At 68.8% G+C, this 25860-nt stretch carries 20 protein-coding genes; 7 read left to right on the top strand and 13 right to left on the bottom strand.

All coding sequences use genetic code 11. From position 1 onward, the window contains the following. Positions 1-2: 2 nt before the first annotated feature. Positions 3-767, top strand: coding sequence for a class II glutamine amidotransferase (locus tag A9977_RS07660; protein WP_183024290.1), 765 nt, complete (start codon positions 3-5; stop codon positions 765-767). Between the two features lie 134 nt (positions 768-901). After that, positions 902-3106, top strand: coding sequence for a TonB-dependent siderophore receptor (locus A9977_RS07655; protein WP_183024289.1), 2205 nt, complete (start codon positions 902-904; stop codon positions 3104-3106). A gap of 36 nt (positions 3107-3142) precedes the next feature. Here A9977_RS07655 and gshB read toward each other — a convergent pair whose 3' ends face one another. From gshB to A9977_RS07605, 10 genes are all read right to left on the bottom strand, one after another. After that, positions 3143-4096, bottom strand: coding sequence for a glutathione synthase (gene gshB, locus A9977_RS07650; RefSeq protein WP_183024288.1), 954 nt, complete (start codon positions 4094-4096; stop codon positions 3143-3145). Next, positions 4093-5343 carry a benzoate/H(+) symporter BenE family transporter gene (locus A9977_RS07645; protein WP_183024287.1) on the bottom strand — a complete coding sequence of 417 codons (1251 nt, stop codon included), beginning with the start codon at positions 5341-5343 and terminating at the stop codon, positions 4093-4095. The genes gshB and A9977_RS07645 overlap by 4 nt, the downstream gene beginning before the upstream one ends. Before the next feature lie 42 nt (positions 5344-5385). Then, on the bottom strand, positions 5386-6837 hold the full coding sequence (locus A9977_RS07640; protein ID WP_183024286.1) for a calcium-binding protein: 1452 nt from the start codon (positions 6835-6837) through the stop codon (positions 5386-5388). Next, positions 6768-7409, bottom strand: coding sequence for a PQQ-binding-like beta-propeller repeat protein (locus tag A9977_RS07635; protein WP_183024285.1), 642 nt, complete (start codon positions 7407-7409; stop codon positions 6768-6770). The genes A9977_RS07640 and A9977_RS07635 overlap by 70 nt, the downstream gene beginning before the upstream one ends. A gap of 348 nt (positions 7410-7757) precedes the next feature. Further along, positions 7758-8597 carry a cysteine peptidase family C39 domain-containing protein gene (locus A9977_RS07630; RefSeq protein ID WP_310936103.1) on the bottom strand — a complete coding sequence of 280 codons (840 nt, stop codon included), beginning with the start codon at positions 8595-8597 and terminating at the stop codon, positions 7758-7760. A 269-nt stretch (positions 8598-8866) separates the two neighbouring features. Beyond that, positions 8867-10735, bottom strand: coding sequence for a potassium transporter Kup (locus A9977_RS07625; RefSeq protein ID WP_183024284.1), 1869 nt, complete (start codon positions 10733-10735; stop codon positions 8867-8869). 166 nt (positions 10736-10901) lie between these two features. Next, a complete protein-coding gene (gene gshA / locus A9977_RS07620; protein ID WP_183024283.1) occupies positions 10902-12197 on the bottom strand; it encodes a glutamate--cysteine ligase in 1296 nt (431 codons plus the stop codon). Positions 12198-12349: 152 nt separating this feature from the next. Then, positions 12350-13645, bottom strand: a complete 1296-nt coding sequence (locus tag A9977_RS07615; RefSeq protein ID WP_183024282.1) for a glutamate-5-semialdehyde dehydrogenase — start codon at positions 13643-13645, stop codon at positions 12350-12352. Continuing rightward, on the bottom strand, positions 13642-15114 hold the full coding sequence (locus A9977_RS07610) for a sensor histidine kinase (RefSeq protein ID WP_183024281.1): 1473 nt from the start codon (positions 15112-15114) through the stop codon (positions 13642-13644). Before A9977_RS07610 ends, A9977_RS07615 begins: the two co-directional genes overlap by 4 nt. Continuing rightward, a complete protein-coding gene (locus A9977_RS07605; protein WP_183024280.1) occupies positions 15107-15778 on the bottom strand; it encodes a response regulator in 672 nt (223 codons plus the stop codon). Before A9977_RS07605 ends, A9977_RS07610 begins: the two co-directional genes overlap by 8 nt. A gap of 222 nt (positions 15779-16000) precedes the next feature. Here A9977_RS07605 and phnD point away from each other — a divergent pair, with 222 nt between their 5' ends. The 4 genes from phnD to phnE (A9977_RS07585) are packed head-to-tail and all read left to right on the top strand — an operon-like array spanning position 16001 to position 19388. Continuing rightward, positions 16001-16990 carry a phosphate/phosphite/phosphonate ABC transporter substrate-binding protein gene (gene phnD / locus A9977_RS07600; RefSeq protein WP_183024279.1) on the top strand — a complete coding sequence of 330 codons (990 nt, stop codon included), beginning with the start codon at positions 16001-16003 and terminating at the stop codon, positions 16988-16990. Between the two features lie 10 nt (positions 16991-17000). Continuing rightward, positions 17001-17786, top strand: coding sequence for a phosphonate ABC transporter ATP-binding protein (gene phnC, locus A9977_RS07595; RefSeq protein ID WP_183024278.1), 786 nt, complete (start codon positions 17001-17003; stop codon positions 17784-17786). Continuing rightward, a complete protein-coding gene (phnE, locus tag A9977_RS07590; RefSeq protein WP_183024277.1) occupies positions 17774-18574 on the top strand; it encodes a phosphonate ABC transporter, permease protein PhnE in 801 nt (266 codons plus the stop codon). Before phnC ends, phnE (A9977_RS07590) begins: the two co-directional genes overlap by 13 nt. After that, complete coding sequence (gene phnE, locus A9977_RS07585) at positions 18567-19388, top strand: phosphonate ABC transporter, permease protein PhnE (RefSeq protein ID WP_183024276.1); 822 nt, start codon at positions 18567-18569, stop codon at positions 19386-19388. The genes phnE (A9977_RS07590) and phnE (A9977_RS07585) overlap by 8 nt, the downstream gene beginning before the upstream one ends. A 25-nt stretch (positions 19389-19413) precedes the next feature. Here phnE (A9977_RS07585) and holA read toward each other — a convergent pair whose 3' ends face one another. Genes holA through leuS form a run of 3 tightly spaced genes read right to left on the bottom strand, consistent with a single transcriptional unit; the run spans position 19414 to position 23652 of the window. After that, positions 19414-20484 (bottom strand): DNA polymerase III subunit delta, encoded by a 1071-nt coding sequence (gene holA, locus A9977_RS07580; protein ID WP_183024275.1) that lies wholly within the window; start codon positions 20482-20484, stop codon positions 19414-19416. A 5-nt stretch (positions 20485-20489) separates the two neighbouring features. Continuing rightward, positions 20490-20990 carry an LPS assembly lipoprotein LptE gene (lptE, locus tag A9977_RS07575; protein WP_183024274.1) on the bottom strand — a complete coding sequence of 167 codons (501 nt, stop codon included), beginning with the start codon at positions 20988-20990 and terminating at the stop codon, positions 20490-20492. A 4-nt stretch (positions 20991-20994) separates the two neighbouring features. After that, positions 20995-23652 (bottom strand): leucine--tRNA ligase, encoded by a 2658-nt coding sequence (gene leuS / locus A9977_RS07570; RefSeq protein ID WP_183024273.1) that lies wholly within the window; start codon positions 23650-23652, stop codon positions 20995-20997. 141 nt (positions 23653-23793) lie between these two features. Between leuS and glgX the strand changes: the two genes are divergently transcribed. Then, positions 23794-25857 (top strand): glycogen debranching protein GlgX, encoded by a 2064-nt coding sequence (glgX, locus tag A9977_RS07565; RefSeq protein ID WP_183024272.1) that lies wholly within the window; start codon positions 23794-23796, stop codon positions 25855-25857. Positions 25858-25860 lie beyond the last annotated feature (3 nt).

Below are 25860 nucleotides of genomic sequence, written 5' to 3'. Positions count from 1 at the left end.
GCATGTGCCAACTGCTGGGAATGAACAGCAACACGCCGACCGACGTGACCTTCAGCTTCACCGGCTTCGCGCAGCGCGGCGGCCGCACCGACCACCATGCCGACGGCTGGGGCATCGCCTTCTTCGAGGACCGCGGCCTGCGGCACTTCGTCGACCACCTGCCGGCCTGCACCTCGCCGGTGGCCGAGCTGATCCGGCGCTACCCGATCCAGAGCAGCCACGTGATCGCCCACATCCGCAAGGCGACCCAGGGCCGGGTCAACCTGCAGAACTGCCACCCCTTCGTGCGCGAGCTCTGGGGCCGCTACTGGGTGTTCGCCCACAACGGCGACCTCAAGGACTTCCGGCCGCGGCTGCACGGCAACTTCCACCCGGTGGGCGACACCGACAGCGAGCACGCCTTCTGCTGGCTGATGCAGGAGCTTGCCAAGTCGCACGCCGACGTGCCCAGCGTGGAGGAGCTCACGCTGACGCTGCGCGAACTCGCGCCGCGCATCGCGAAGCACGGAACCTTCAACTTCATGCTGTCCAACGGCCAGGCGCTGTGGGCCCATGCCTCGACGAACCTCTGGTACATCGAGCGCCAGCACCCCTTCATGCTGGCGCACCTGGCCGACGAGGACGTGGCGATCGACTTCGCGCAGCACACCACGCCCGACGACCGCGTGGCCGTGATCGTGACCGCACCGCTCACCACCGACGAGACCTGGACCGCCTTCGCGCCCGGCGAACTGGCGGTCTTCGTGGACGGCCGACGGGCCGGCTGAGCCCGGTGCCGGCCGGCCGGCCGGCACGCCAAAAAAACAACGCGCGAGCGCCTCTGGGGCGCGGATTGCGTGCGCCTGCACGCCGCGGCATTTAATAATAATGGTTCGCATTTGCAAACTCATTTCGATCCACCATGTCCTCCACCCCCTTCCTCGTGCGTCCCGTGACCCTTGCCGCCGCGCTGGCGCTGCATTCACTGGCCGCGCTTGCACAGACCGCGCCGGCCGAACCCGCGGGCACCCTCTCGACCGTGACGGTGGAAGCCAGCGCCGACGCCTCGGCCGAGGGGCTGACCAAGCCCTTCGCAGGCGGTCAGGTGGCACGCGGCGGGCGGGTGGGGATCCTGGGCACGCAGGACATCATGAGCTCGGCCTTCTCGACCACCAGCTACACCAACGCGTTGATCCAGAACCAGCAGGCGCGCAGCGTGGCCGACGTGCTGCAGAACGATCCCTCGGTGCGGGTCGCGCGCGGCTTCGGCAACTTCCAGGAGTCGTACTTCATCCGCGGCTTCATCGTGAACTCCGACGACATCGCCTACAACGGCCTCTACGGCCTGCTGCCGCGCCAGTACATCGCGGCCGAACTCTTCGAACGCGTCGAGGTGCTGCGCGGCGCGAGCGCCTTCCTCAACGGCGCCACGCCCAGCGGCGGCGGCATCGGCGGCAACATCAACCTGCTGCCCAAGCGCGCCGGCAGCGAGCCGCTGACACAGGTCAGCACCGGCGTGAGCAGTGGTTCGCAGGGCTACCTGTCGACCGACATCTCGCGCCGCTTCGGCCCCGACCAGAGCACCGGCATCCGGCTCAATGCCCTGCACCGCGAAGGCGGCACCGGCGTGGACGAGGAGAAGGTCAAGCTCGACCTGTTCTCGCTGGGCCTCGACTGGCGCAGCCGCGACGCGCGCATCTCGGCCGACTTCGGCCACCAGGAACACCGCCTGACGCGCCCGCGCCCGAACGTCACGCTGGGCGCCGGCCTGACCTCGGTGCCGTCGGCGGCCGACAACACCGTCAACTACGCCCAGCCCTGGACCTACTCGAACGAGCGCGACACCTTCGGCTCGGTGCGAGGCGAATACGACATCAATGCCGACGTGACGGTCTGGGGCGCGGCCGGCGCACGCCGCAGCTTCGAAGGCAACCGGCTGGCCGGCATCACCGTGACCAACGCCAATGGCGCGGGCAACATGTCCCGCTTCGACAACGAGCGCCAGGACGACACCCGCACCGCCGAGTTCGGCGTGCGCGCCAAGCTCAACACCGGGCCGGTCAAGCATTCGCTCGTGGCCTCGTACTCCTTCTACGAGCTCGAGGAGAAGAACGCCTATGCCTGGGACTTCTTCAACAACACCGTCAGCAGCATCTACACCCCGGTGGGCATCGCGCTGCCGGGCTTCACGGCCGGCGCCTTCCGCGGCAACGACCTGGCCAACCCGGCGCTGCTGACCAAGGTGCGGCTGAGCAGCCTGGCGGTGGGCGACACGCTGTCCTTCCTCGACGACCGCGCGCTGCTCACGCTGGGCGTGCGCCATCAGACGCTGTCGAGCACCGGCTACGCCTACTACACCGGCGTGCCCTCGCCCTACGACAAGAGCCGCACCAGCCCGATGGCCAGCTTCGTCTACAAGCTGCAGCCGCAGGTCTCGCTGTACGCCAACTACGTCGAAGGCCTGAGCAAGGGCGACACCGCGCCGACCACCTCGACCACCGGCGCGGTGCTCAACGCGGGCGCGCAGCTCACGCCCTATGTGTCGAAGCAGAAGGAGATCGGCGTCAAGTACGACGGCGGCACGATCGGCGGCGGCATCGCCTTCTTCTCCACCGACAAGCCGCGCGCCTTCGTCAACAGCCAGCAGTTCTTCGTCGAGGCGGGCAAGGACCGCCACCAGGGCCTCGAGCTCACCACCTTCGGCGAGGTCTACAAGGGCCTGCGGCTGCTGGGCGGCCTGACCTTGCTCGACGCCAAGCAGAAGTCCACCGGCGCCGCCGCCACCGACGGCCGGACGGTGATCGGCATCCCCAAGGTGCAGGGCAGCCTCGGCGTGGATTGGGATGTTCCCGGCGTGCGCGGCCTGTCCTTCGACGCGCGCGTGGTCGCCACCGGTCACAGCCATGCCGACAGCGCCAACACGTTGCGCGTGCCCGGCTGGGGCCGGCTGGACCTCGGCGCGCGCTACGTGACCGAGATGGCCGGCAAGCTGGTGACGCTGCGCGCCCGCGTGGACAACGTGGCCGACCGCAACTACTGGTCCTCGGTCGGCGGCTACCCCGAGAACGGCTACCTGGTGCTGGGCAACCCGCGCACCTTCAGCGTCAGCGCCTCCTTCGACTTCTGAGCGTCGAAGGCCGCCGCGCCCGCATCGAGAGGGACCTCAGGGTCCCTTTTTCAGTTCCGACTCGAGCGCATCGAGGAACATCGCCGGCACGTCGAAGCCGGTCTGGTCGGTGATCTCCTGGAAGCAGGTCGGGCTGGTCACGTTGATCTCGGTGACCGAGTCGCCGATCACGTCGAGCCCGATCAGCAGCAGCCCGCGCGGCGCGAGCGCGCGGCCCACGGTCTCGGCGATCTCGCGGTTGCGCGCGGTCAGCGGCTGGGCCACGCCCTTGCCGCCGGCCGCCAGGTTGCCGCGCACCTCGGTGCCCTGCGGGATGCGCGCCAGCACGAAGGGCGCGGGCTCGCCGCCGATGATCAGGATGCGCTTGTCGCCCTCGACGATCTGCGGCACGAAGCGCTGCACCATGATGGTCTCGGCACCGCCCTTGTTGAGCGTCTCGACGATCGAGCCCAGGTTGAGCGCGTCCTGCCGCACGCGGAAGATGCCCATGCCGCCCATGCCGTCGAGCGGCTTGAGGATGATGTCGCCGTGCTCGGTGTGGAAGTCTTTCACCGACTCGGCGCTGCGCGTGACCAGCGTGGGCGTGGTGAACTGCGGAAACTCCATGATCGCGAGCTTCTCGGGGTGGTCGCGCAGCGCGCGCGGCTTGTTCACCACCTTCGCGCCTTCGCGCTCGGCCTGCTCAAGCAGGTGGGTGGCGTAGATGTACTCGGCGTCGAAGGGCGGGTCCTTGCGCATCAGCACGCCGTCGAAGTCCTTGAGCGCGCGGGTCTCGGTGAGGTCGACCGTGAACCAGTCGACCGGGTCGCCGGTCAGCGTGATCTGGCGCACGGTGGCCGTGACCTGGCCGCCCGAGACCCACTGCAGGTCCTCCGGCAGGCAGGCCGCGATGCGATGGCCGCGCCGCTGGGCCTCGCGCATCATCGAGAAGGTGGTGTCCTTGTAGATCTTGAATTGATCGAGCGGATCGGCGACGAAGAGGAGGTTCATGAGGTCTTTCCGGCGGCCCGTTCGGCCGCCCTGGTGTCTTGCTTGATCTTGCAGGCAGGCGCGATGTCCTTGCTCGCCACGGCCTTTTTGCCGAACTGCTGGATCGCCAGCGCCAGCGCGCCGGCCACCACGCCCCAGAAGGCCGAGCCGATGCCCGCAATCGTCACGCCCGAGAGCGTGACCAGGAAGGTGATCAGCGCCGCCTCGCGGTGCGATTCGTCGCGCACCGCCGCGGCCAGGCCGCCGCCGATGGTGCCCAGCAGCGCGAGCCCGGCGATGGCCGCGACCAGTTCCTTCGGGAACGCCGTGAGCAGGCCCGTGACCGCGGCGCCGAACAGGCCGATCACCACGTAGATCGCGCCGCAGCTCACGGCCGCGGTGTAGCGCCGTGCCGGGTCTTCGTGCGCTTCCCGGCCCATGCAGATGGCGGCGGTGATCGCGCTCAGGTTGAAGGCGTAGCCGCCGAAAGGCGCGAACACCAGCGTGACCAGGCCGCTCATGGTGATGAGTTTGGAGATCGGCATGTCGTAGCCGGCCGCGCGGATCGCCGCCACGCCCGGCAGGTTCTGCGAGGCCATGGTCACGACGAACAGCGGCAGCGCCAGACTCACGGCCGCCTGCCAGGTGAAGACCGGCATCACGAACACCGGCATCGCCAGGCTGAAGTGCACCGACGACCACGCCAGTTGCCCGCGCAGCGCCACATAGACGATGGCCACCAGCAAGGTCAGCGGCACCGCGTAGCGGGGCACGAGCCGCTTGCCGAGCAGGTAGGTAGCGAGCATCAACAGCACCAGCGGCAGCGCGGTCTGGGCCGCGGTGAAGGCCGAGAGCCCGAAGCGCGCCAGCACGCCGGCCAGCAGCGCCGAGGCGATGGCCATCGGGATCTTGTTCATCACGCGCTCGAACAGCCCGGTGGCCCCCGACAGCGTGATCAGCAGCGCACAGACGATGAAGGCACCGACCGCCTCCCCCATGCCATAGCCCGCGCCGGCCGTGGCCAGCACCGCCGCGCCCGGCGTGCTCCAGGCGATCATCACCGGCTTGCGCAGCCACAGCGAGGGCAGCATGCTGGCCAGCCCCATGCCCAGGCCCAACGCCCACATCCACGAGGCGATCATCTCCGGCGTCGCGCCGAAGGCCTGCGCGGCCTGGAACACGATCGCCACCGAGCTGGTGAAGCCCACGAGCACCGCGACGAAGCCCGCGGTGAAGGCCGACAGGCTCAGGTCTTTGAAGAATCGCATGCGGGGATTGTGCCGTCAGGCAGGCCACCCGCTTGCGCCCCTCTATTGCCAGTTCGCAGCGATCACCTGACCCAGGCTTTCTCGATAGTCTGGCGGCAGCGTGGTCTGCCCTGCCGCGGGCGGAGCAAACCCTGCCATCGCGTCGACCAGTGCTTGAATTCGGCTGTCGAGAATGGACGCACCGTCCGCAGTCACGATCCGCTCCACGTGGTGTTGGTTTCCGAGATACCAATCGGCGACGGTCATGCTGTCACGAGTCCCGATGACCGAGAGTTGCAGGTCGTTGCCGACTTGTCGCATCCACAGTTGGTCCATCGCAATGCCGGCCCCCAACTGCACGGTATCGACCACATCCGGCGTTGCATCGTCTTCCACCAAGCGATCCGCGCCCCCACCCAGCGCAAGCATGTACGTATCGCCGCCCACGCCCCCAACGAGCAAATCATCGCCAGCGCCACCGTCCAGCACGTCGTTGCCTCCGAAACCTTCCACCGTGTCCGCACCGGCCGTGCCAACCAGCGTCTCGTCCGCATTGGCCGCCGCCTTGAGCTGCGCCGTGCCCCACACCGTGCCGTCGGCGAACCTCACCTGCTCAACGCCGGCGCCAGGATTTTTCCATGGCACCGGCGTCAGACCCAGGTCGAGCGTGATCGCCTGACCGGTGCTTCGATCGATGATCCTGTCGTCCCCACGACCCGTGCCTGCCGCCACGCGAATGTCGCTCGCGTTCAGGTCCAGGAGTTCTAGCATGTCGTAGTCGTCGGAGCCCATCTCCATGATGCGGTCGCTGCCATCACCGGAACGGTAGCGGTAGGTGTCGTTGCCGTCAGCGCCGGACAGAATGTCATCGCCCTGGCCTCCATCGAGGATGTCATTGCCGATGTCGCCCTCCAGAAAGTCGCGGCCCACCGTGCCGATGAGCGTCTGGTCGGGCGTGACATCCGCGGTGGCCGCCTGCATTGCCGCCTGCGTCCAGCAGGTTCCATCGGCGAAGACCACACGCTCGAGCTGTTGCACCGGCGCATGGATGTCCAGACCCTTGTCGACGATGATGCGCTGGCCCGTCGCCTTGATCAGCAACGCCAGATTTCCCAACGGGGTCTTGCTCAACGTGACATCGTCAGCGGTGAGGTCCAGGAGTTCGAGCGTGTCGTTGCCCTCGGCGTCGAGGATTCTGTCGTTGCCATCGGCGCTGCGGTAGCGGTACGTGTCGTCGCCCTCACCCCCAAGGAGTAGGTCATCGCCAGCACCGCCGTCCAGCACATCGTTGCCGCCGAAACCTTCCAGCGTGTCGGCTCCGGCTGTGCCAACCAGCGTCTCGTCCGCATTGGCTGCCGCCTTAAGCTGCGCCGTGCCCCACACCGTGCCGTCAGCGAACTTCACCTGTTCCACGCCGTAGCCCGGACTGCCCCACGGCACTGGCGTCAGACCCAGGTCGAGCGTGATCGCCTGGCCGGTGGCCCGGTCGATGATCCTGTCGTCGCCATAGCCCACGCCCGCACGAGCGTCTGATCGTTGCACGGCGCAACGATCAACCTCTCTTCTGCGCAGAGCAGCGTGCTGCCGGGAGGCCACCAGGCATGGGCATGCCGCCACAAGAGTCGCCCCGTGTCCAGATCCAGGCATTGGAGATGGCCTTTGGGTTGGCCTCGATTCCACTGCTCGGTGTTGACCGTCACCGCCCGACGCACGGCATCGATCGACGGCGTGGCATGGATGCTCGAATCGATCTTGCGGCGCCAGATCACCTCACCCGTTGCGACATCGAGCCGCGTGACGGTCCCGTCGTAGCAGCCGAAGACCACGGTGCGGTCCACAACCTGCGGCAGTTGCACGATGCCCTTGGTCGGACGCTCCAGGCTCGGCGTCATCCACTCGATTTCCCCCGTCTTCAAGTCATGACGCCAGAGCTGGCTGCGATCGTCTGCGACGAGCACGCCGTCATCAACGATGACGGGCGCCGACTTGGTCGGGTATTGCGCTGACTGACGGCCGTTGTCCAGCGTTACGACGATGGGTCGACGCTCACGACTACGACGCGGCCCGATGGCAGCGGCACGCTGCACGCCACCGATGCGACGGGCACATCGATTCACGATGGAAGCTTCGCGCGCGATGGCACCACCGGCACCGTCACCGAAACCCGCAACGGCCGAACGGTCGTCTTCGACGCTGACTTCGATCCCGATGGCGGATTCACGCTCAAAGGCATTGTGTCGATCGATGGACAGCCACCGCTCGACGCCGAGACGGTAAACGCGGCCTTCGCCGAACTCGATGTCGACCTCGCCGGCTACTGGCGCGGCGAAGGCGCGGGCGCCGTGAACCAGTTGATCGTGGCCGCCGATGCCGGCGACGCTGACGGATTCGCCGCAGTGCCTGGCAGCGAGGTCGGCGGGGCAGATTGGTACACCTCAGCCAACGCGCAGCGCTTCGGTGATGCGCTCACCAGCGTGCAGAGCCTGATCGCAGGGTTGCGCAGTGGCAAGCCCTTGCCGATCGCGACGGGTGTGGCTGAAGACATAGGTGCGCAGGCCGTTGAGCACGCTCTCGAAAACGACCACCACGACCAGACCGATGACCAGCACGTCCAGCGTGGTGACGCCGCGGTGCACCAGCACCTTGTCCATCACAACCTGGAAGAACAGCGGGCTGACCAGTGCGAAGAGCTGCAGCGTGAAGCTGATGAGCAGCACCTCGCCCAGCAGGCGGCGGTACTTGACCAGGCTGGGGATGAACCAGGAGAAGTCGAACTTGGCGAGTTCACCGGCCCAACTGGCACGGCTGGTGATGAGGATGAGTTCACCGGTCCAGCGCGCGGCGAAGGCCGCCAGCGGCTCGATCACCGGGCGGCCATTGTCGGAGGCCGGGTCTTGAAGCAGGACGCGTTGGGCGTCGCACTGGGCCAGCACGACCACATGTAGGGTGCCGTCGGGATTGCGAAGCAACGCAAGCGCGGGCAGCGGTGTCAGCGCCAGGCGTTCGACCGAGGTGCGGGAATGCTTGGCCTTGAGGCCCAATTCCCTTGCGGCGCGCAAAAGGACGGGCGTGTCGACGGCGTCGGAGGGTGACAGGCCCAGTTGGTGGGACAGGGTGGCGGGATCGGCGGCGATCTGGTGGAAGCGGGCGATAGTGCACAGCGACATCCATGCCGCTGAACCAGGCGGCACACACGGATCTCGCGGATCACTCGCCCCGCCACCGGCGTCCAAAAACGCCGTTGCCTCCAGCAAGCCAGTCTTCTCGACCTTCATTCTTCCCCTCCCACCTTGAACTCTTCGTTTCAAGTGGGCGAAAGATAACCGCCCCCCGCGCGGTCGGGGGGTCAAAAACTCAAAAATATCCGATCGATGAACTGTTTACAACGCAATGTCTTTTGCCGGCAATGAACGTCAAGAATAGTCTTCAGGCGGCCAGAAAAGAAAAAGTATCCCTTTCGCGATCTTGACGGTCGCTCAGACTGCCAATGTTTCCCTGCAAGAGAACACAGCGAAGCGAAATGAAGTTCGCGAGACAGGGCGCGCTAAATCTCTATCTTCGACCCCAGCTCCACCACCGCATTGTTCGGCAGGTTGAGGAAATTCGCCGCCCCGCTCGCGCTGTGGTGCATCTGCGCGAACAGCTTCTCGCGCCAGGGCGCCATGCCGCTGCCCAGCGTGGGGATCACGACGTCGCGCGAGAGGAAGTAGCTGGTGGTCATGGGCTCGAGCTGGCAGCCGCGCAGGCGCGCGTTCTCCAGCGCGCGCGGCAGGTCGATGTCGTTCTTGAAGCCGTAGTGCACGATCACCTGCCAGCAGTGGTGGCCCAGCGGCTCCATCTCGATGCGCTTGTCCATCGGGATCCAGGGCACCTCGTGGTTGCGCACGGTGACGAACAGGTTCTGCTCGTGCAGCACCTTGTTGTGCTTGAGGTTGTGCAGCAGCGCATTGGGCACGCTGCCGGGCTCGGCGTTGAGGAACACGGCCGTGCCCTCGACCCGCGCGGGCGGGCTCACGAAGACCGCGCCGAGGAAGCTGCGCAGGTCGATCGCGTCGGCGCGCTGGGTCTCGCCCATCAGCCGGCGGCCTTCCTTCCAGGTGATCATCAGCGTGAAGACGGCCAGGCCGATCATCACGGTGAACCAGCCGCCCTGCGGCAGCTTGAGCAGGTTCGACGCGAAGAAGGCGAAGTCGATCACGAAGAAGATCGCGGTGGCGCCGATGCACAGCAGCAGCGGCAGCTTCCAGGCGAAGCGGATCACGAAGAAGGTCAGCACCGTGGTGATCAGCATGTCGGTCGTGACCGCGATGCCGTAGGCCGCAGCCAGGTTGCTGGAATTGCGGAACATCACGACGGCCAGCACGATGGCGACGAACAGCGACCAGTTGACGAAGGGGATGTAGATCTGCCCGGCCGCGCGCGCGCTGGTGTGCTCGATGCGCAGGCGCGGCAGGTAGCCCAGCTGGATCACCTGGCGCGTGACGCTGAAGGCGCCGGTCAGCATGGCCTGCGACGCGATCACGGTGGCGGCGGTGGCCATCACCACCAGCGGCACCAGCGCCCATTCGGGCGCCATGCGGAAGAAGGGATTGGTGACCGCGCTCGGGTCGCCCAGCAGCAGCGCGCCCTGGCCGAAGTAGTTGAGCACCAGGCAGGGCATCACCACCGAGAACCAGGCGATGCGGATCGGCCGCTTGCCGAAGTGGCCCATGTCCGCATAGAGCGCCTCGGCGCCGGTCACGCACAGCACCACGGCGCCCAGCACGATGAAGCTGATGCCGGGGTTGTCCCAGACGAAGCGCACCATGTAGTGCGGGCTCACGGCCGCGAGGATCTCGGGGTGGGTGAGGATCTGCGAGATGCCCAGCAGCGCCAGCACCCCGAACCAGGCCAGCGTGATCGGCCCGAAGAACTTGCCGATGCCCGAGGTGCCGCGCTTCTGCACCGCGAACAGGCAGAACAGCACGACCAGCGTGATCGGGATCACATAGCCCTTGAAGTGCGGCGAGATCACCTCCAGGCCCTCGACCGCCGACAGCACCGAGATCGCCGGCGTGATCACGCCGTCGCCGTAGAACAGCGCGGTGCCGAAGATGCCCACGGCCAGCAGGCCGTTGCGCAGCTTGGGCCGGTCGACCACCGCGCGCGAAGCCAGCGCCAGCATCGCGACCAGGCCGCCCTCGCCTTCGTTGTCGGCCCGCAGGACCAGCACCACGTACTTGATGGAGACGATGACCGTCATGGTCCAGAAGATCATCGAGAGCATGCCGTACACGTTCTCGATCGTGAACGGCACGTGGCCGTGCCCGAAGATTTCCTTGATCGCGTAAAGGACGCTGGTGCCGATGTCGCCGTAGACGATGCCGATGGCACCGAGCACGAGCGCGGCGGAAGACGATTTGGGAGCGGACACGAGGTCGATGGAACAGGCGAAGCGGTGTGGATCACACCCCTCCTGGGGACGACGGCGCGCATCGCTTCGACACGCGCCGCTCAACGCCGACCTGGTAATTCCGTTGCTGTGGGACCGCTATTCTGCCGTTGCCGCCGGTCGCCGCAAAGACACGCCGGCAATGTCGCTACTCGTAGACCTCGGCATCCGGGTCGGTCGCCTCGAGCTCGTAGCTGGCCGCCACCATGGCCAGCCGGCCGATCACGCCGTACATGTAGAAGCGGTTGGGGGCGCTGGCGCCGGGCTTGGCGCCCGGCTGCGGCAGGTGCGCACTGTCGGAAAAAGCCAACGGAACGAAGCTGGCGCCCGGCGACTTGAGGCTTTCGTCGCTGCCGCGGTCGGCGTGCACGCGGTAGAAACCGCCCACCACGTAGCGGTCCATCATGTAGACGACCGGTTCGGCCACGCCCTCATGGACGCGCTCGTTGGTCAGCACGCCTTCCTGGATGATCAGGTCCTCGAGCTCCTGGCCGGCGCGCCCCGGGCTGGTCCGGCTGTGGGCCTGCTGGCTCAGGCCCAGCACTTCCTTGGCGTCGCGCACCGTCATCACGCTGGTGCCGCCCGGGCCGCTGTCGGCCTTGACGACCACGAAGGGCTTCTCGTTGATGCCGTATTCCTTGTACTTGCGCCGCACCTTGGTCAGCATCGCGTCGACGTGGCTGGTGATCACGTCGACTCCCACGCCCTCGCCCAGGTTCACGCCCGCGGCGCGGCTGGACATCGGGTTGATCAGCCAGGGGTCGATGCCCAACAGCTTGCCGAAGCGCTTGGACACCTCTTCATAGCTGCGGAAGTGGTTGCTCTTGCGCCGCACCGACCAGCCCGCATGCACCGGCGGCAGCAGGTACTGCTCGTGCAGGTCTTCCAGGATGCCCGGGGTGCCGGCCGACAGGTCGTTGTTCAGCAGGATGGTGCAGGGGTCGAAGTTCTTGATGCCCAGGCGCCGCTTGGTGCGCACCACCGGCTCGAGCGTGACCGTGTCGCCGTTGGGCAGCTCGATGGTCTTGGGCGACTTGATCGCCGGGTCGATCGAGCCCACGCGCACGTTGAGCCCGGCCATGTGGAAGATGCGCACCAGCTGGGCGATGTTGGCCAGGTAGAAGGTGTTGCGCGAGTGGTTTTCCGGGATCACCAGCAGGTTGCGCGCTTCCGGACAGATCTTCTCGATCGCCGCCTGGGCCGCCTGCACCGCCAGCGGCAGCATCTGCTGCGTCAGGTTGTTCCAGCCGCCGGGGAACAGGTTGGTGTCGACCGGGGCCAGCTTGAAGCCCGCGTTGCGGATGTCGACCGAGCTGTAGAAGGGCGGCGTGTGCTCCATCCATTCCAGCCGGAACCAGCGCTCGATGGCGGGAGTGGAGTCGAGAACGCGCTGTTCGAGTTCGTTGATGGGGCCGGTCAGGGCGGTGACGAGGTGGGGGACCATGCGGCGGCCTTGTGTGCGTTCAGCGTAAAGGTGGAGTGGAATTGTAGGATTTGGGGCCACCGGGCCAGATGACAAGCCAAAAAAAGCGCTGCCAGAAACGAAAAGCCCCCTGGGCAAGGGGGCGATGCGATGCGGCCAACCGAGCGTGCGGCTCAGCTCCTGACTTCGCCCTGACCCAGCACCACGTATTTCAGCGAGGTGAGCCCTTCGATGCCCACGGGGCCGCGCGCATGGAACTTGTCGGTGCTGATGCCGATTTCGGCGCCCAGCCCGAACTCGAAGCCGTCGGCGAAGCGGGTGCTCGCATTCACCATCACGCTGGCCGAATCGACCTCGCGCAGAAAGCGCTGGGCGTTGATGTGGTCGCGCGTGAGGATCGCGTCGGTGTGGTGGCTCGAGTAGCGGTTGATGTGGGCGATGGCCTCGTCCACGCCCTCGACCACCTTGATGCTGATCACGGCCGCGAGGTACTCCTCCGACCAGTCGGACTCGACCGCGTCGACGATGGTCGCGTGGCCGCCGTGCAGCGCGTCGTCGGCCCGCAGGATGCGCGCCGCGACCGGGTCGCAGCGCATCTCCACGCCCTTGGCCGCGAACACCGCGCCGATCTCGGGCAGGAACACGTCGGCCACCGAGGCCGCCACCAGCAGGCCCTCGGCCGCGTTGCAGGGGCTGTATTTCTGGGTCTTGGCGTTGTCCACCACCTTGACCGCCATGTCGAGCGAGGCGCTGTCGTCGACATACACATGGCAGTTGCCGTCGAGGTGCTTAATGACCGGCACCTTGGCGTCGCGGCTGATGCGCTCGATCAGGCCCTTGCCGCCGCGCGGGATGATCACGTCGACGAACTCGGGCATGGCGATCAGCTGGCCCACGGCCTCGCGGTCGGTGGTCTGCACCAGCTGCACCGCCTCGACCGGCAGGCCGGCCTCGGCCAGCGCGGCCGACACCAGCGCGGCCAGCGCCTTGTTCGACTCGATGGCTTCCGAGCCGCCGCGCAGGATGGCCGCGTTGCCGCTCTTGATCGCCAGGCTCGCGGCCTCGATGGTCACGTTGGGCCGGCTCTCGTAGATCATGCCGAAGACGCCGATCGGCACCCGCATCTGGCCTACGCGGATGCCGCTGGGCTGCTGCTTCATGCCGATGATCTCGCCGATCACGTCGGGCATGGCCGCCAGCTGCTCGCAGCCCAGGGCCACGGTCTCGATCACCTTGGGCGTGAGCTTGAGCCGGTCGACCATCGGGGCCGACAGGCCGGCCGCGGTGGCCCGCTCGACATCGCGGGCATTGGCCGGCGCGAGGTCTTCGGCGCCTTCGCGCAGCAGGCGGGCCAGCGCCTTGAGGGCCTTGTTCTTGACCGCCGCATCGGCGCGCGCCATCAGCGCGGAGGCGGTTTTGGCTTGCAGGCCCAGGGCCTGCATGTGTTCTCTGACGTTGAACGCGTTCATCGGGGCATTTTCTCATGCCCCACCCGGCCGGGCAGCCGAAGGGTTGCCTGCAGGCCGCCGGCGCCCTCGGGGCCGGTCGGCCCGTTGACCAGCGTGAGCGTGGCGCCCAGCGTACGCGCCAGGTCCAGGCAGATGGCCAGCCCCAGCCCGGCGCCGCGCGAGGAGCGGTCGGTCACGAAGGGCGTGAAGACCTGTTCGCGCATCGCGTCGGACAGGCCCGGGCCCGAATCCCAGACGGTCAGCGCCACGCCATCGGTGCCGTGCTCGGGCACGATGCGGATGCCCAGCGCGCCGCCTTCGGGCGTGAACTCGATCGCGTTCTTCAGCAGGTTGCCCAGGATCTCGCGCACCATCCAGCGGTAGCCGCTCAGTTCGCAGGCCGCGCCGTCGAGCTGGAAGGCGTGGTGGCGCTGCGCGAGCAGGGGCGACAGCTCCACCGCCACGTCCTCGGCCAGCGCGCGCAGGTCGAAGCGCTCGGCCGGCTCCTGCGCCGCGGCCTGCTGCGCGCGCGCCGAGGACAGCAGCTGCTCGACCAGCCGATTGGCGCGCCGCGTGGTGGCCGCGATGCTGGCCAGCGCCTCCTCGGGCGGCAGGTCGCCGCGCAGGCCCGCGTCGGCCTGCAGCTGCAGCACGGTGAGCGGCGTGCGCAGCTGGTGCGAGGCATCGGCCACGAAGCGCCGCTGCTGCTCCTGCGCCGCCGCCAGCCGCGACAGCAGGCCGTTGAAGCCGGCCACCACCGGCTGCAGCTCCTGCGGCGGATGCTCGATCGCGACCGGCGTGAGGTCGCGCGCGGGCCGCAGGTCGAGCTGCCGCGCCAGCGCGCGCGCCGGCTTGAGCGCGAGGGTGGCCACGGCCCAGATCAGCAGCAGCAGGATCGCCAGCAGCGCGCCCTGGCGCAGCAGCGTGCCGCGCAGGATCTGGGCCGCGAGCCGCGTGCGGTAGGCGGAGGATTCGCCCACCTGCACCACCACCAGCCGCATGCCCTCGAAAGACTCGACCGGCTGCAGCAGGGCCGCCATGCGCATCGGCCCGACATCGCGCGCCGTGGTGTCGTAGAGCGCGATCATCGACTGGTAGAGCGGGTGCTGCGGCGGCCGCTCGCGGTAGGGCGCGAGTTCCTCGTCGCCCGCCAGGTACTCGCCGTCGAGGAAGCTCACGCGGTAGACCATGCGGCTGCGGCCCGGGCCGTCGTCGCCCGCGCCGGTGCCGGTCCCGTCGTAGATCTCAAGCGCCGCATGGGGCAGCGTGATCTGCAGCTCGCCGCGCTCCAGCCGGATCAGGTCGGCCAGCGCATGGGCCGAGGTCACGAGCAGGCGGTCGAAGGCCAGCTGCGCGGTCTGCAGCGCCGAGGTGTAGGTGAAGTAGGCGTTGACCGCCAGGAAGGCCACCAGCGGGCCGATCAGCCAGAGCAGCAGGCGCGAGCGCAGCGAGCGGGTGCGCGACGCCGCCGGCGCCGCCGCCTCAGGCATGGCCGCGCGCCTCCTGCACCAGGTAGCCGACGCCGCGCAGGGTGGTGATCTGCACGCCGGTGGCCGCCAGCTTCTTGCGCAGCCGGTGCACCACCACCTCGATCGCGTCGGGCTGCGTGGGCAGCGCCTGGCCGAAGGCCAGCACGGTCAGCCGCTCCTTGGTCATGGCCTGGCCCGGCCGCTCCATCAGCGCGGCCAGCAGCGCGCTCTCGCGCGGCGTGAGTTCCAGCGGCTCCTCGCGGAAGTAGAAGGCGCCGCTGCTGCGCTCGTAGCGCAGCTCGCCGCAGCGCGGCGCCTCCATGCCGCCCGAGCGGCGCACCAACGCGCGCAGCCGCGCGTCCAGCTCGTCGAGGTCGAAGGGCTTGGCCAGGTAGTCGTCGGCGCCCGCGTTGAGGCCGGCGATGCGGTCGCCCACCGCGCCGCGCGCGGTGAGGATCAGCACCGGCACGGTCGCGCCGCGGCCGCGCAGGCGCTGCAGCACCTGCAGGCCGTCGATGCCCGGGATGCCGAGGTCCAGCATCACGACGTCGAAATGCCCGGCCTGCAGGCGCTCCAGCGCCGCGCCGCCGTCGCTGCAATGGTCGACCTCGAAGCCGCGCCGGCTCAGCACGCGCACCAGGGCGCCGCTGAGGTCGAAGTCGTCTTCCACGAGCAGCAGCTTCATCGTCGGGCGCGGAAAAGAAAGGGGGAATGGGGAGGGTTCAAGGCGCCCGAGTGTAGGTTCGCGCGCGCGAGGGCCCGCCCGCCCCCCGGGCAAGTCCCGAGGCATTCTGCAAGCCGTTTGAAAGCCGGCTGAAGGGGAAGCGAAAGGCGGCCGGCTTCTGCGCATCGCGCCTGCCTATAGTCCGCACCGATCCACCACCCCAGCACCACCCAAGGATTGGCCATGAAGAAGACCACCGCTTTCCAGATCGCCGCCGCCGCGGCCCTGCTCGCCGCCGCATGCGGCGCTTCCGCGCAGGAGGCCTGCGCCTTCCGCGGCGACCTCGACGCGGGCTACTGCGACGCCAACCGCGACCTGGTGGCCGACACCCCGACCGACCCGAAGAAGCTGCGCAACCCCGGCACGCTGGTGTTCGCCTTCACGCCGGTCGAAGACCCGGCCATCTACGAGAAGCTGTTCCGCCCCTTCATGGGCCACCTCTCGCAGTGCCTGGACAAGAAGGTCGTGTTCTTCTCGGTGCAGTCCAACGCGGCGCAGATCGAGGCCATGCGCTCGGGCCGCCTGCACATGGCGGCCTTCTCGCCCGGACCGGTGAACTTCGCGGTCAACCTGGCCGGCGCCGTGCCCTTCGCGATCCGCGGCAACAGCGAAGGCTCGGTGGGCATGAACCTCAAGATGATCGTGCGCAAGGACAGCCCGTTCCAGAAGATCGCCGACCTCAAGGGCAAGAAGATCGCCCACACCTCGCCTTCCTCCAACTCGGGCAACCTGGCGCCGCGCGCGCTGTTCCCGGCCATCGGCCTCACGCCCGACACCGACTACAAGGTCGTGTACTCGGGCAAGCACGACCAGTCGATCCTGGGCGTGAAGTCCGGCGACTACGACGCGGCCCCAGTGGCCAGCGACGTGCTGCAGCACATGACGGATCGCGGCGTGGTCAAGGCCGACGACTTCCGGGTGCTCTACACCAGCGACAAGTTCCCCACCGACGCCTACGCCTACGCGCACAACCTCGAGCCGGCGCTGCAGGAGAAGATCAAGCAGTGCTTCTACGACTACAAGGTGCCGGCCGAGATGGCCAAGGGCCTGGGCGGCGACCGTTTCCTGCCGATCAGCTACCAGAAGGACTGGGAGCTGGTGCGCAAGGTGGCGGCCTCGGCCGGTGAGACCTTCACCCGCGACGCCTACGACAAAGCCGCGGCCAAGAAGTAAGCCCCGCCCGATGAACACCACCGCGTCCGCAGGCTCGCTGCACATCCAGGGGCTGGTCAAGGAATACCGCCCCGGCGTGCCCGTGCTCAAGTCCATCGACCTCAAGATCGACGGCACCGGCCTGACCAGCATCATCGGGCCGTCCGGCACCGGCAAGTCCACGCTGATCCGCTGCATCAACCGGCTGGTCGACCCGACCGCCGGCGCGATCTGGCTCGACGTGGGCGGCCAGCGGCTCGACATGGCCCGGCTGCAGGGCGCGGCGCTGCGCCACAGCCGGCGCCACATCGGCATGGTGTTCCAGGAATACAACCTGGTCGAGCGGCTCACGGTGATGGAGAACCTGCTGACCGGCCGGCTCGGCTACCTGTCGGCCTGGAAGGCCTGGCGAAGGAAGTTCGCGCCCGAGGACTTCGAGCGCGCCTACCGGCTGCTCGACGTGGTCGGCCTGGGCAGCTTCGCCAACCAGCGCGCCGATGCGCTCAGCGGCGGCCAGCGCCAGCGGGTGGGCATCGCACGCGCGCTGATGCAGCAGCCCGCGCTGCTGCTGGCCGACGAGCCCACCTCCTCGCTCGACCCCAAGACCTCGGTCGAGATCATCCAGCTGCTGGGCGACCAGGGGCGCGAGCGCGGCATCCCGGTGATCGTCAACATCCACGACGTCGAACTCGCGCGGCGCCATTCCGACCGCATCGTCGGCATGACCGGCGGCCACGTGGTCTACGACGGCCCGCCCGCGGGCCTGACCGACGACCACCTGCAGACCATCTACGGCGGCCAGGCATGGATGCAGTGAACGCCGACCCGCGCCCCGCGTCCACCGCCTTCGCCTGGAGCGGCAAGCAGAAGCTGGCGCTGCTCGCGCTGCTGGCCTACACGGTCTACGTGATCGCGCAGATCGACCTCTCGCCCGCGCGCCTGCTCAGCGGGCTGCACCAGGGCGCGCGCTTTCTCTCGCGCATGTTCCCGCCCGACGTGGGCAAGATGGACGTGCTGTGGGAAGGCATCCGCGAGACCCTGCAGATCGCGGTGCTGGCCACCGTGGGCGGCGTTGCGCTGAGCCTGCCGGTGGGCCTGATGGCGGCCCGCAACATGGTGCCGCACTGGCTCTGCGCGGGGGCACGCGGCCTGATCGCGGTGTGCCGCGCGGTGCATCCGGTGATCACCGCGATCATGTTCGTCAAGGCCGTGGGCTTCGGTCCGCTGGCCGGCATCCTGGCGCTCACGGTGGCCACGGTGGGCTTCGTGGGCAAGCTGTTCGCCGATGCGATCGAGGAGATCTCGCACAAGCAGATCGAGGCCGTGCGCGCCACCGGCGCGTCCTTCGCCAACGTGGTGCTGTTCGGCGTGCTGCCGCAGGTGATGAGCCGCTTCGTCGGCTTCGCGACCTACCAGCTGGACTCCAACCTGCGCAACTCCACCATGGTGGGCATCGTGGGGGCGGGCGGCATCGGCGGCGCGCTGTTCTCGGCCTTCCTGCGCTTCGAGTACAGCTTCGTCTGCACCATCCTCGCGACCGTGATCGCGATCATCGTGGTCGGCGAACTGGTGGTGAACGCCACGCGGAAGGCGCTCGATGTCTGAGTCGCTCGCGCTCGCTTCCGCCGCCGCGCCGCGCCGCTGGCAGCGCTTCACGCTCACGCAGCGGCTGCTGCGCTACGGCGTCTGGCTGCTGATCGTCTGGGCCGTGGTCCAGTCGGTGCGCACGATCGAGGTGATCCCCGAATTCCTCTACGACGCGCCCGAGCAGATGGGCGACATGCTCACGCGCATGTGGCCGGTCGACTGGTCGCACTACCCGGCGGTGGTGCACGCGGCGCTGATGGAGACGCTGCACATGGCCACGCTGGGCACGGTGCTCGCGCTGGTGCTGGCGGTGCCGCTGGCGCTGCTGGTGGCCGGCAACATCACGCACAACCGCGCGCTGAACCTCGCCGCGCGCGTGGTGCTGGTCGCGAGCCGCTCGGTCAATTCGCTGGTCTGGGCGCTGCTGTTCGTCGCCATCTTCGGGCCCGGCCCGCTGGCCGGCATGTTCGCGATCGCCTTCCGCTCGGTGGGCTTCGTCGGCAAGCTGCTGGGCGAGGCCATCGAGCAGACGCCGCGCGGCCCGATCGAGGCGCTGCAGGCCGCGGGCGCCTCGACCGCGGCGCAGGTCTGGTACGGCTACTGGCCGCACATCAAGCCGGCCTTCTGGTCGGTGGTGCTGCTGCGCTGGGACATCAACGTGCGCGAGTCGGGCGTGCTGGGCCTGGTGGGCGCGGGCGGCATCGGCGTGGCGCTGGACACCGCGCTCAACCTGTTCCAGTGGACGCAGGTGGCGGTGATCCTGATCGCGGTGTTCGCGATCGTGGTGCTGGCCGAAGTGGTCGTGACCCAGGTGCGCAAGCGGGTGCTGTAGCGCGCCGCGGCGCGCGCAGCAGGACCTAGCGCGCGGCCTTGGCCGGCGGCGCCATGCAGGCCCGGCACAGCATCAGCGCGAGCCGCTGCAGCGCCTGCCAGCCGCTGGCCGGCCAGTCGGGCTGGCGCAGGCCCTTGACGATGCCGTCGACCGTGTGCGCAGCCTTGAGCAGCCGCGCCAGCGCGCGGTCGTCGAGCCGCGGCAATGCGCGCTCGAAAGCCTGTTCGCGCGCGCCCCAGATGCGGTTCTCGCGCAGCGCCATGGGCAGCGGGCGGCCCGCGCCCATCGCGTCCTTGACGCGCTTGAGCGCGCGGATGTCCTCGGCCAGCGTGTAGTGCACCAGCACCTCGGCCTCGCCCTCGGCGCGCAGGCCGTCGAGCATGCGCGCCACGCGCACCGGGTTGCCGGCCAGCACCGCCTCGGACAGCTTGAACACGTCGTAGCGCGCCACGTTGTTGACCGCGCCCTCGACCTGTTCCCAGCCGAGCTCGCCGGCCGGATGCAGCAGCGCGAGCTTCTGGATTTCCTGGTGCGCGGCCAGCAGGTTGCCCTCGACGCGGTCGGCGAAGAACTGCAGCGTGCGCTGGCCTTCCTCGCCGGCCTTCACGCGCTGGCCCTGCAGCGCCAGGCGCTGCGCGATCCATTGCGGCAGCGCCGCGCGTTCGACCGGGTCGACCTGCAGGCTGGCGCCGTGGTTCTCCAGCGCCGAGAACCAGGCGCCGGTGCGGGTCGCGCGGTCGAGCTTGGGCAGCAGCACCAGCGTGAGCGTGCTGTCGTTGCCGGTCGCGGCCTCGGCGATCTGCTGCAGCGCCACGCTGCCGTCCTTGCCCGGCTTGCCCGAGGGGATGCGGATCTCGACGATCTGCTTGTCGGCGAACAGCGAGAGCGAACCGCCCGCGGCCAGCACCGCACTCCAGTCGAAATGCGCGCCGGCCACGGTGTACGAACTGCGCTCGGTGTAGCCCTGGGTGCGCGCCGCCGCGCGGATGGCGTCGGCCGCCTCCTGCGCGAGCAGCGGCTCGTCGCCGTGGATCGTGTAGAGCGAGCGCAGCCCCTTCGCGAGGTGCGCCTGGAGTTGGGCGGCCGCCAGCTGCATGCGGGCTAGATTTCCTTGACCGCGGCGATGCGGCGCAGCATCTGCTGCGCCACGTCGTTCTGCATGTCGCGGAACAGCAGTTCGGCCTCGGCGTCCTTGGCCAGCGCGCTGGATTCGTTGTAGGTCAGGTCGCGCTTCTGCGAGATCTCGGTCAGCAGCAGTTCCTTGCCGGCCGGCGTGCGCAGGCGGAAACGAATGGTGAGCCGCAGCTCGAGTTCGCGCACCTCGCCGGCCGAGTTGGTCGCGAGCACCACACGGTCGCGGTTCTCGCCCAGGATGTCGAGCACCGCCTCGGCCTCGGAGGCACGCGCCGCCGGGATCAGCGTGACCGTGCCGGCGGCCGCGAGGTTGCGGCGCAGGTAGTTCACGAAGGCCGAGTTTCCCGGCACCGCAATGGTCTTGAACGCGAAGGTCGGCGCCTTGCGCAGTTCAAAGCCGCAGCCCGCGAGCAGGGCCGCGACGGAGGAAGCCAGGAAGAGACGACGCGAGGGCTGGAGTTGTTTCATGCGATCAGAGCACCACGTTGACGAGCCGGCCCGGCACCACGATCACGCGCTTGGCCGGCGCGCCCGCCGCGTGCAGCACGAAATCGTCGCTGGCCAGCGCCAGCGCCTCGATCTCGTCCTTGGAGGCGCCCGCGGGCACCACCACCTTGCCGCGCAGCTTGCCGTTGATCTGCAGCATGAGCTCGATCTCGTCCTGCACCAGCGCGGCGACGTCGACCACCGGCCAGGGCGCGTCGAGCAGCTCGCCGAAGTCCCGGTCGTAGCCGAGTTGCTGCCACAGCTGGTGCGCGATGTGCGGCGTGGCCGGGTAGAGCACGCGCAGCAGGATGCCGAAGCCTTCGCGCAGCGCGACGCGGTCGCCCGCATCGCCGCCGGGCTTGAAGCCTTCGAGGGCGTTGAGCAGCTTCATCGCGCCCGACACCACCGTGTTGTATTGCATGCGCTGGTAGTCGTAGTCGACCTGGCGCAGCACGCTGTGGACCTCGCGGCGCAGCGCCTTGGCTTCCTTGCCGAAGTCGGCCGTGGCGCCGGGCCGGCCCGCGCCGGCATCGAAGGCATGCTGGGCGGCACCGAAGTTCCAGACCCGGCGCAGGAAGCGCGAGCTGCCCTCGACCGCCGCGTCGTTCCATTCCAGCGTGGCCTCGGGCGGCGCGGTGAACATGGTGTAGAGCCGCGCGGTGTCGGCGCCGTAGCGCTCGATCAGGTCCTGCGGGTCGACGCCGTTGCGCTCGCTCTTGCCCATCTTGCCCACGCCGCCGTACTCGACCGACGAACCGTCGGCCAGCGTGCCGCCGACGATGCGGCCCTGCGCGTCGAGCACCGGCGTGACCTCGAGCGGCGGGAAGTAGTCCTTGCCGCCCGACGGGCCGCGGCGGAAGTAGATGTGGTTGAGCACCATGCCCTGCGTGAGCAGCTTGGCGAAGGGCTCGTCGACCGTCACCAGGCCCAGGTCGCGCATGACCTTGGTCCAGAAGCGCGCGTACAGCAGGTGCAGGATCGCGTGCTCGATGCCGCCGATGTACTGGTCCATCGGCATCCAGTAGGCCGCGCCCTCGCCGACCATCGCCTGGTCGTTCTTCGGGTCGCAGTAGCGCATGAAGTACCAGGACGAATCCACGAAGGTGTCCATGGTGTCGGTCTCGCGCCGCGCGGGCTTGCCGCACACCGGGCACACCACGCCGGCATGGAAGCCTTCGTGCTTGTGCAGCGGGTTGCCCGAGCCGTCGGGCACGCAGTCGGTGGGCAGCACCACCGGCAGGTCCTTCTCGGGCACCGGCACCGCGCCGTGCTCTTCGCAATGGATGATCGGGATCGGCGTGCCCCAGTAGCGCTGGCGGCTCACGCCCCAGTCGCGCAGACGCCAGGTGGTCTGCAGCTCGCCCAGGCCCTTCTGGCCCAGCGCATGCGCCACCGCGGCCACGGCTTCCTTGAAGCCCATGCCACTGAAGTTGTCGGAGTTGATGGTCACGCCGCGCTGCTTGTCGCCGTACCAGTCCTGCCACTTGTGATAGTCAAAGTGCGGCTCGTCATCCACCAGCACGACCTGGATGATCTCGATGTCGTACTTGTTGGCGAACGCGAAGTCGCGCTCGTCGTGCGCGGGCACGCCCATCACGGCGCCGTCGCCGTAGCTCATCAGCACGTAGTTGCCGACCCACACCGGCACCTGCTCGTCGGTGATCGGGTGCGTGACGCTCAGGCCCGTGGGCACGCCCTTCTTTTCCTGCGTGGCGAGCTCGGCCTCGGTGGTGCCGCCGTTCTTGCACTCTTCGATGAAGGCCGCGACCTTGGGGTCGGCCTTGGCGGCGTGCGCGGCCAGCGGATGCTCGGGCGCGACCGCGCAGAAGGTCACGCCCATGATGGTGTCGGCACGCGTCGTGAAGACGTACATGCGGCCGTCCTGGATCGGCTTGCCGTCGGCCCCCCGGATGTCGTGCGTGAAGGCGAAGCGCACGCCTTCGCTCTTGCCGATCCAGTTCTCCTGCATCAGCTTGACGCGCTCGGGCCAGCCCGGCAGCTTGTGCTGGGTGTGCTCGAGCAGTTCGGGCGCGTAGTCGCTGATCTTCAGGTAGTAGCCCGGGATCTCGCGCCGCTCGACCGTGGCGCCGGTGCGCCAGCCCTTGCCGTCGATCACCTGCTCGTTGGCCAGCACGGTCATGTCGACCGGGTCCCAGTTCACCACCTGGGTCTTGCGGTAGGCGATGCCCTTCTCGAGCATCTTCAGGAACAGCCACTGGTTCCACTTGTAGTAGCTCGGGTCGCAGGTGGCGATCTCGCGGCTCCAGTCGATCGCCAGGCCCATGGCCTGCAGCTGGCCCTTCATGTAGGCGATGTTCTCGTAGGTCCATTGGGCCGGCGGCACGCCGTTCTTGAGCGCCGCGTTCTCGGCCGGCAGGCCGAAGGCGTCCCAGCCCATGGGCATCAGCACGTTGTAGCCAGACATGCGCAGGTAGCGCACCAGCATGTCGTTGATCGTGTAGTTGCGCACGTGGCCCATGTGCAGCTTGCCGCTCGGGTACGGCAGCATCGAGCAGGCGTAGTACTTCTTCTTGAGTTCACCGCGCGCATCGCGCAGGTTCTCGACGACACGGTAGGCGTCGGCCGCGGTCCAGTGGGACTGGGCAGCGGATTCGACGTCGGCGGGTTGGTAGCTGGGGTTCATGAGGCTTTGGCAACAGCCCGGCGCTCGGTCGGCCGGGGGAACGCGGATTATCGCGGCTGTCAGGCGCCAGTCCTGTAACGCGGGGCTTGTGGCGGGTCTGGCGCGCTTTTCGCATGCACAATGAAAACGACCGATCCCTCCATGCTGACCGCAGGCCTCCCCTTCCCCCTGGGTGCGACAGCCGGCCCGCAGGGCCTGAACTTCGCGCTCGCGGCGCCGCGCGCCACGCGGGTCGAGCTGTGCCTGTTCGACGCCGGCGGCCGCAGCGAGCAGCAGCGCCTGCCGCTGCCGGCCTGCACCGACGGCGTCTGGCACGGCCATTTCGCGGGCGCACAGCCCGGGCTGGTCTACGGGTACCGGGTGCACGGCCCCTGGGCGCCGCACGAAGGCCAGCGCTTCAACCCCGCCAGGCTGCTGCTCGACCCCTATGCACGCGAGATCGTCGGCCGCTACGACGGCAGCGACCTGTTCCTGGGCCATGTGCCCGGCCAGCCCGCGCAGCGCGACGGCCGCGACAACGGCGCCGTCGCGCTCAAGGCCCGCGTGACGGCGGACCCCGGCCCCTTGACCGTGCCGCGCCCCCGCATTCCCGCGGCCGAGCGCGTGCTCTGCGAGCTGCACGTGCGTGGCCAGACGATGCGCCATCCGGCCGTGCCGCCCGCACTGCGCGGCAGCTATGCCGGCCTGGCCGAGCCGGCGGTGCTCGACCACCTGCAGGGCCTGGGCATCACCACGCTGAGCCTGATGCCGGTGCAGCACCGGGCCGACGAGGAACGGCTGCTGAAGGCGGGCCTGTCGAACTACTGGGGCTACACGACCATCGGCTGGTTCGCGCCCGAGGCGCGCTACTGGAGCGGCCGGCCCGGCAGCACGCCGGCCTCGGAGTTCCGCGCGCTGGCCGACGCGGTGCATGCGCGCGGCATGGAGCTGGTGATCGACGTGGTCTACAACCACAGCGCCGAGACCGACGAGCTCGGCCCCACGCTGTCGCTGCGCGGCATCGACAACGCGCTCTACTACCACCTGCGCGCCGACGACCGTGCGCTCTACGAGAACTGGACCGGCTGCGGCAACTGCCTGAACTTCGCCGAGCCGCGCGTGGTGCAGCTCGCGATGGACAGCCTGCGCCACTGGGTCACGGCGCTGGGCGTCGACGGCTTCCGCTTCGACCTGGCGCCGGTGCTGGCGCGGCGCGGCGGCGGCGATTTTGATCCGCGCGCCCCGCTGCTGGCCGCCATGGCACAGGACCCGGTGCTGTCGCGCGCCCTGCTGATCGCCGAGCCCTGGGACATCGGCCCGGGCGGCTACCGGCTGGGCCAGTTCCCGCCCGGCTGGCTCGAATGGAACGACCGTTTCCGCGACACCCAGCGCAGCTTCTGGCTGGGCCATGGCGCGGGCCTGGGCGATTTCGCGCACCGCTTCACCGCGTCGAGCGGCGAGTTCCGCCATGACGGCCGCGCACCCACGGCCAGCGTGAACTTCGTGACCGCGCACGACGGCTTTACGCTGCGCGACCTGGTGAGCTACACCGAGCGCCACAACCTGGCCAACGGCGAAGGCAACCGCGACGGCAGCGGCCACAACCTGAGCCGCAACGGCGGCGTCGAGGGCGAGACCGACGACCCCGCCGTGCGGGCCGGGCGCGCGCGCCTGCAGCGCGTGCTGCTGGCCGCCTTGCTGCTGTCACAGGGCACGCCGATGCTGCTGGCGGGCGACGAGATCGGCCACACGCAGGGCGGCAACAACAACGCCTACTGCCAGGACAACGAGACCACATGGCTGGACTGGGACCATGCCGACACGGCGTTGCAGCGCTTCGTGGCCCAGGTGCTGGCGCTGCGGCGCGAGGCGGCGCCCCTGCGCCGCGCGTCCTGGTGGCCGGCGGAGCAGGCGCCCACGGGCCTACATTGGCTTACACCCGAGGGGCAACCCATGGCACCGGCCGACTGGGAACGCGGCGACCGGCCCGCGCTGATGGTGCTGTTCGATGCGCCCGTGCACGAGGTGGCATGGCTCGTGCTCATCCAGGCCGGGACCGAGGCCGTCGACTTCGTGATGCCACCCGGCGCCTGGTTGCGCCGGCTGGCCAGCGAGGACGACGACCGGCCCCGCCGGCTGCTGCAGCGCGCAGAAACCTTGGCGCCCGCCACCTTCTGGCTGGCGCAAAGGGTGCGCGAAGCGGCGCCCGGTGCTACGCTGAATTGACCC

Source organism: Variovorax sp. UMC13, assembly GCF_014170375.1.
Taxonomy (GTDB): domain Bacteria; phylum Pseudomonadota; class Gammaproteobacteria; order Burkholderiales; family Burkholderiaceae_C; genus Variovorax.
This window is presented reverse-complemented; position numbering and strand designations above follow the sequence as displayed.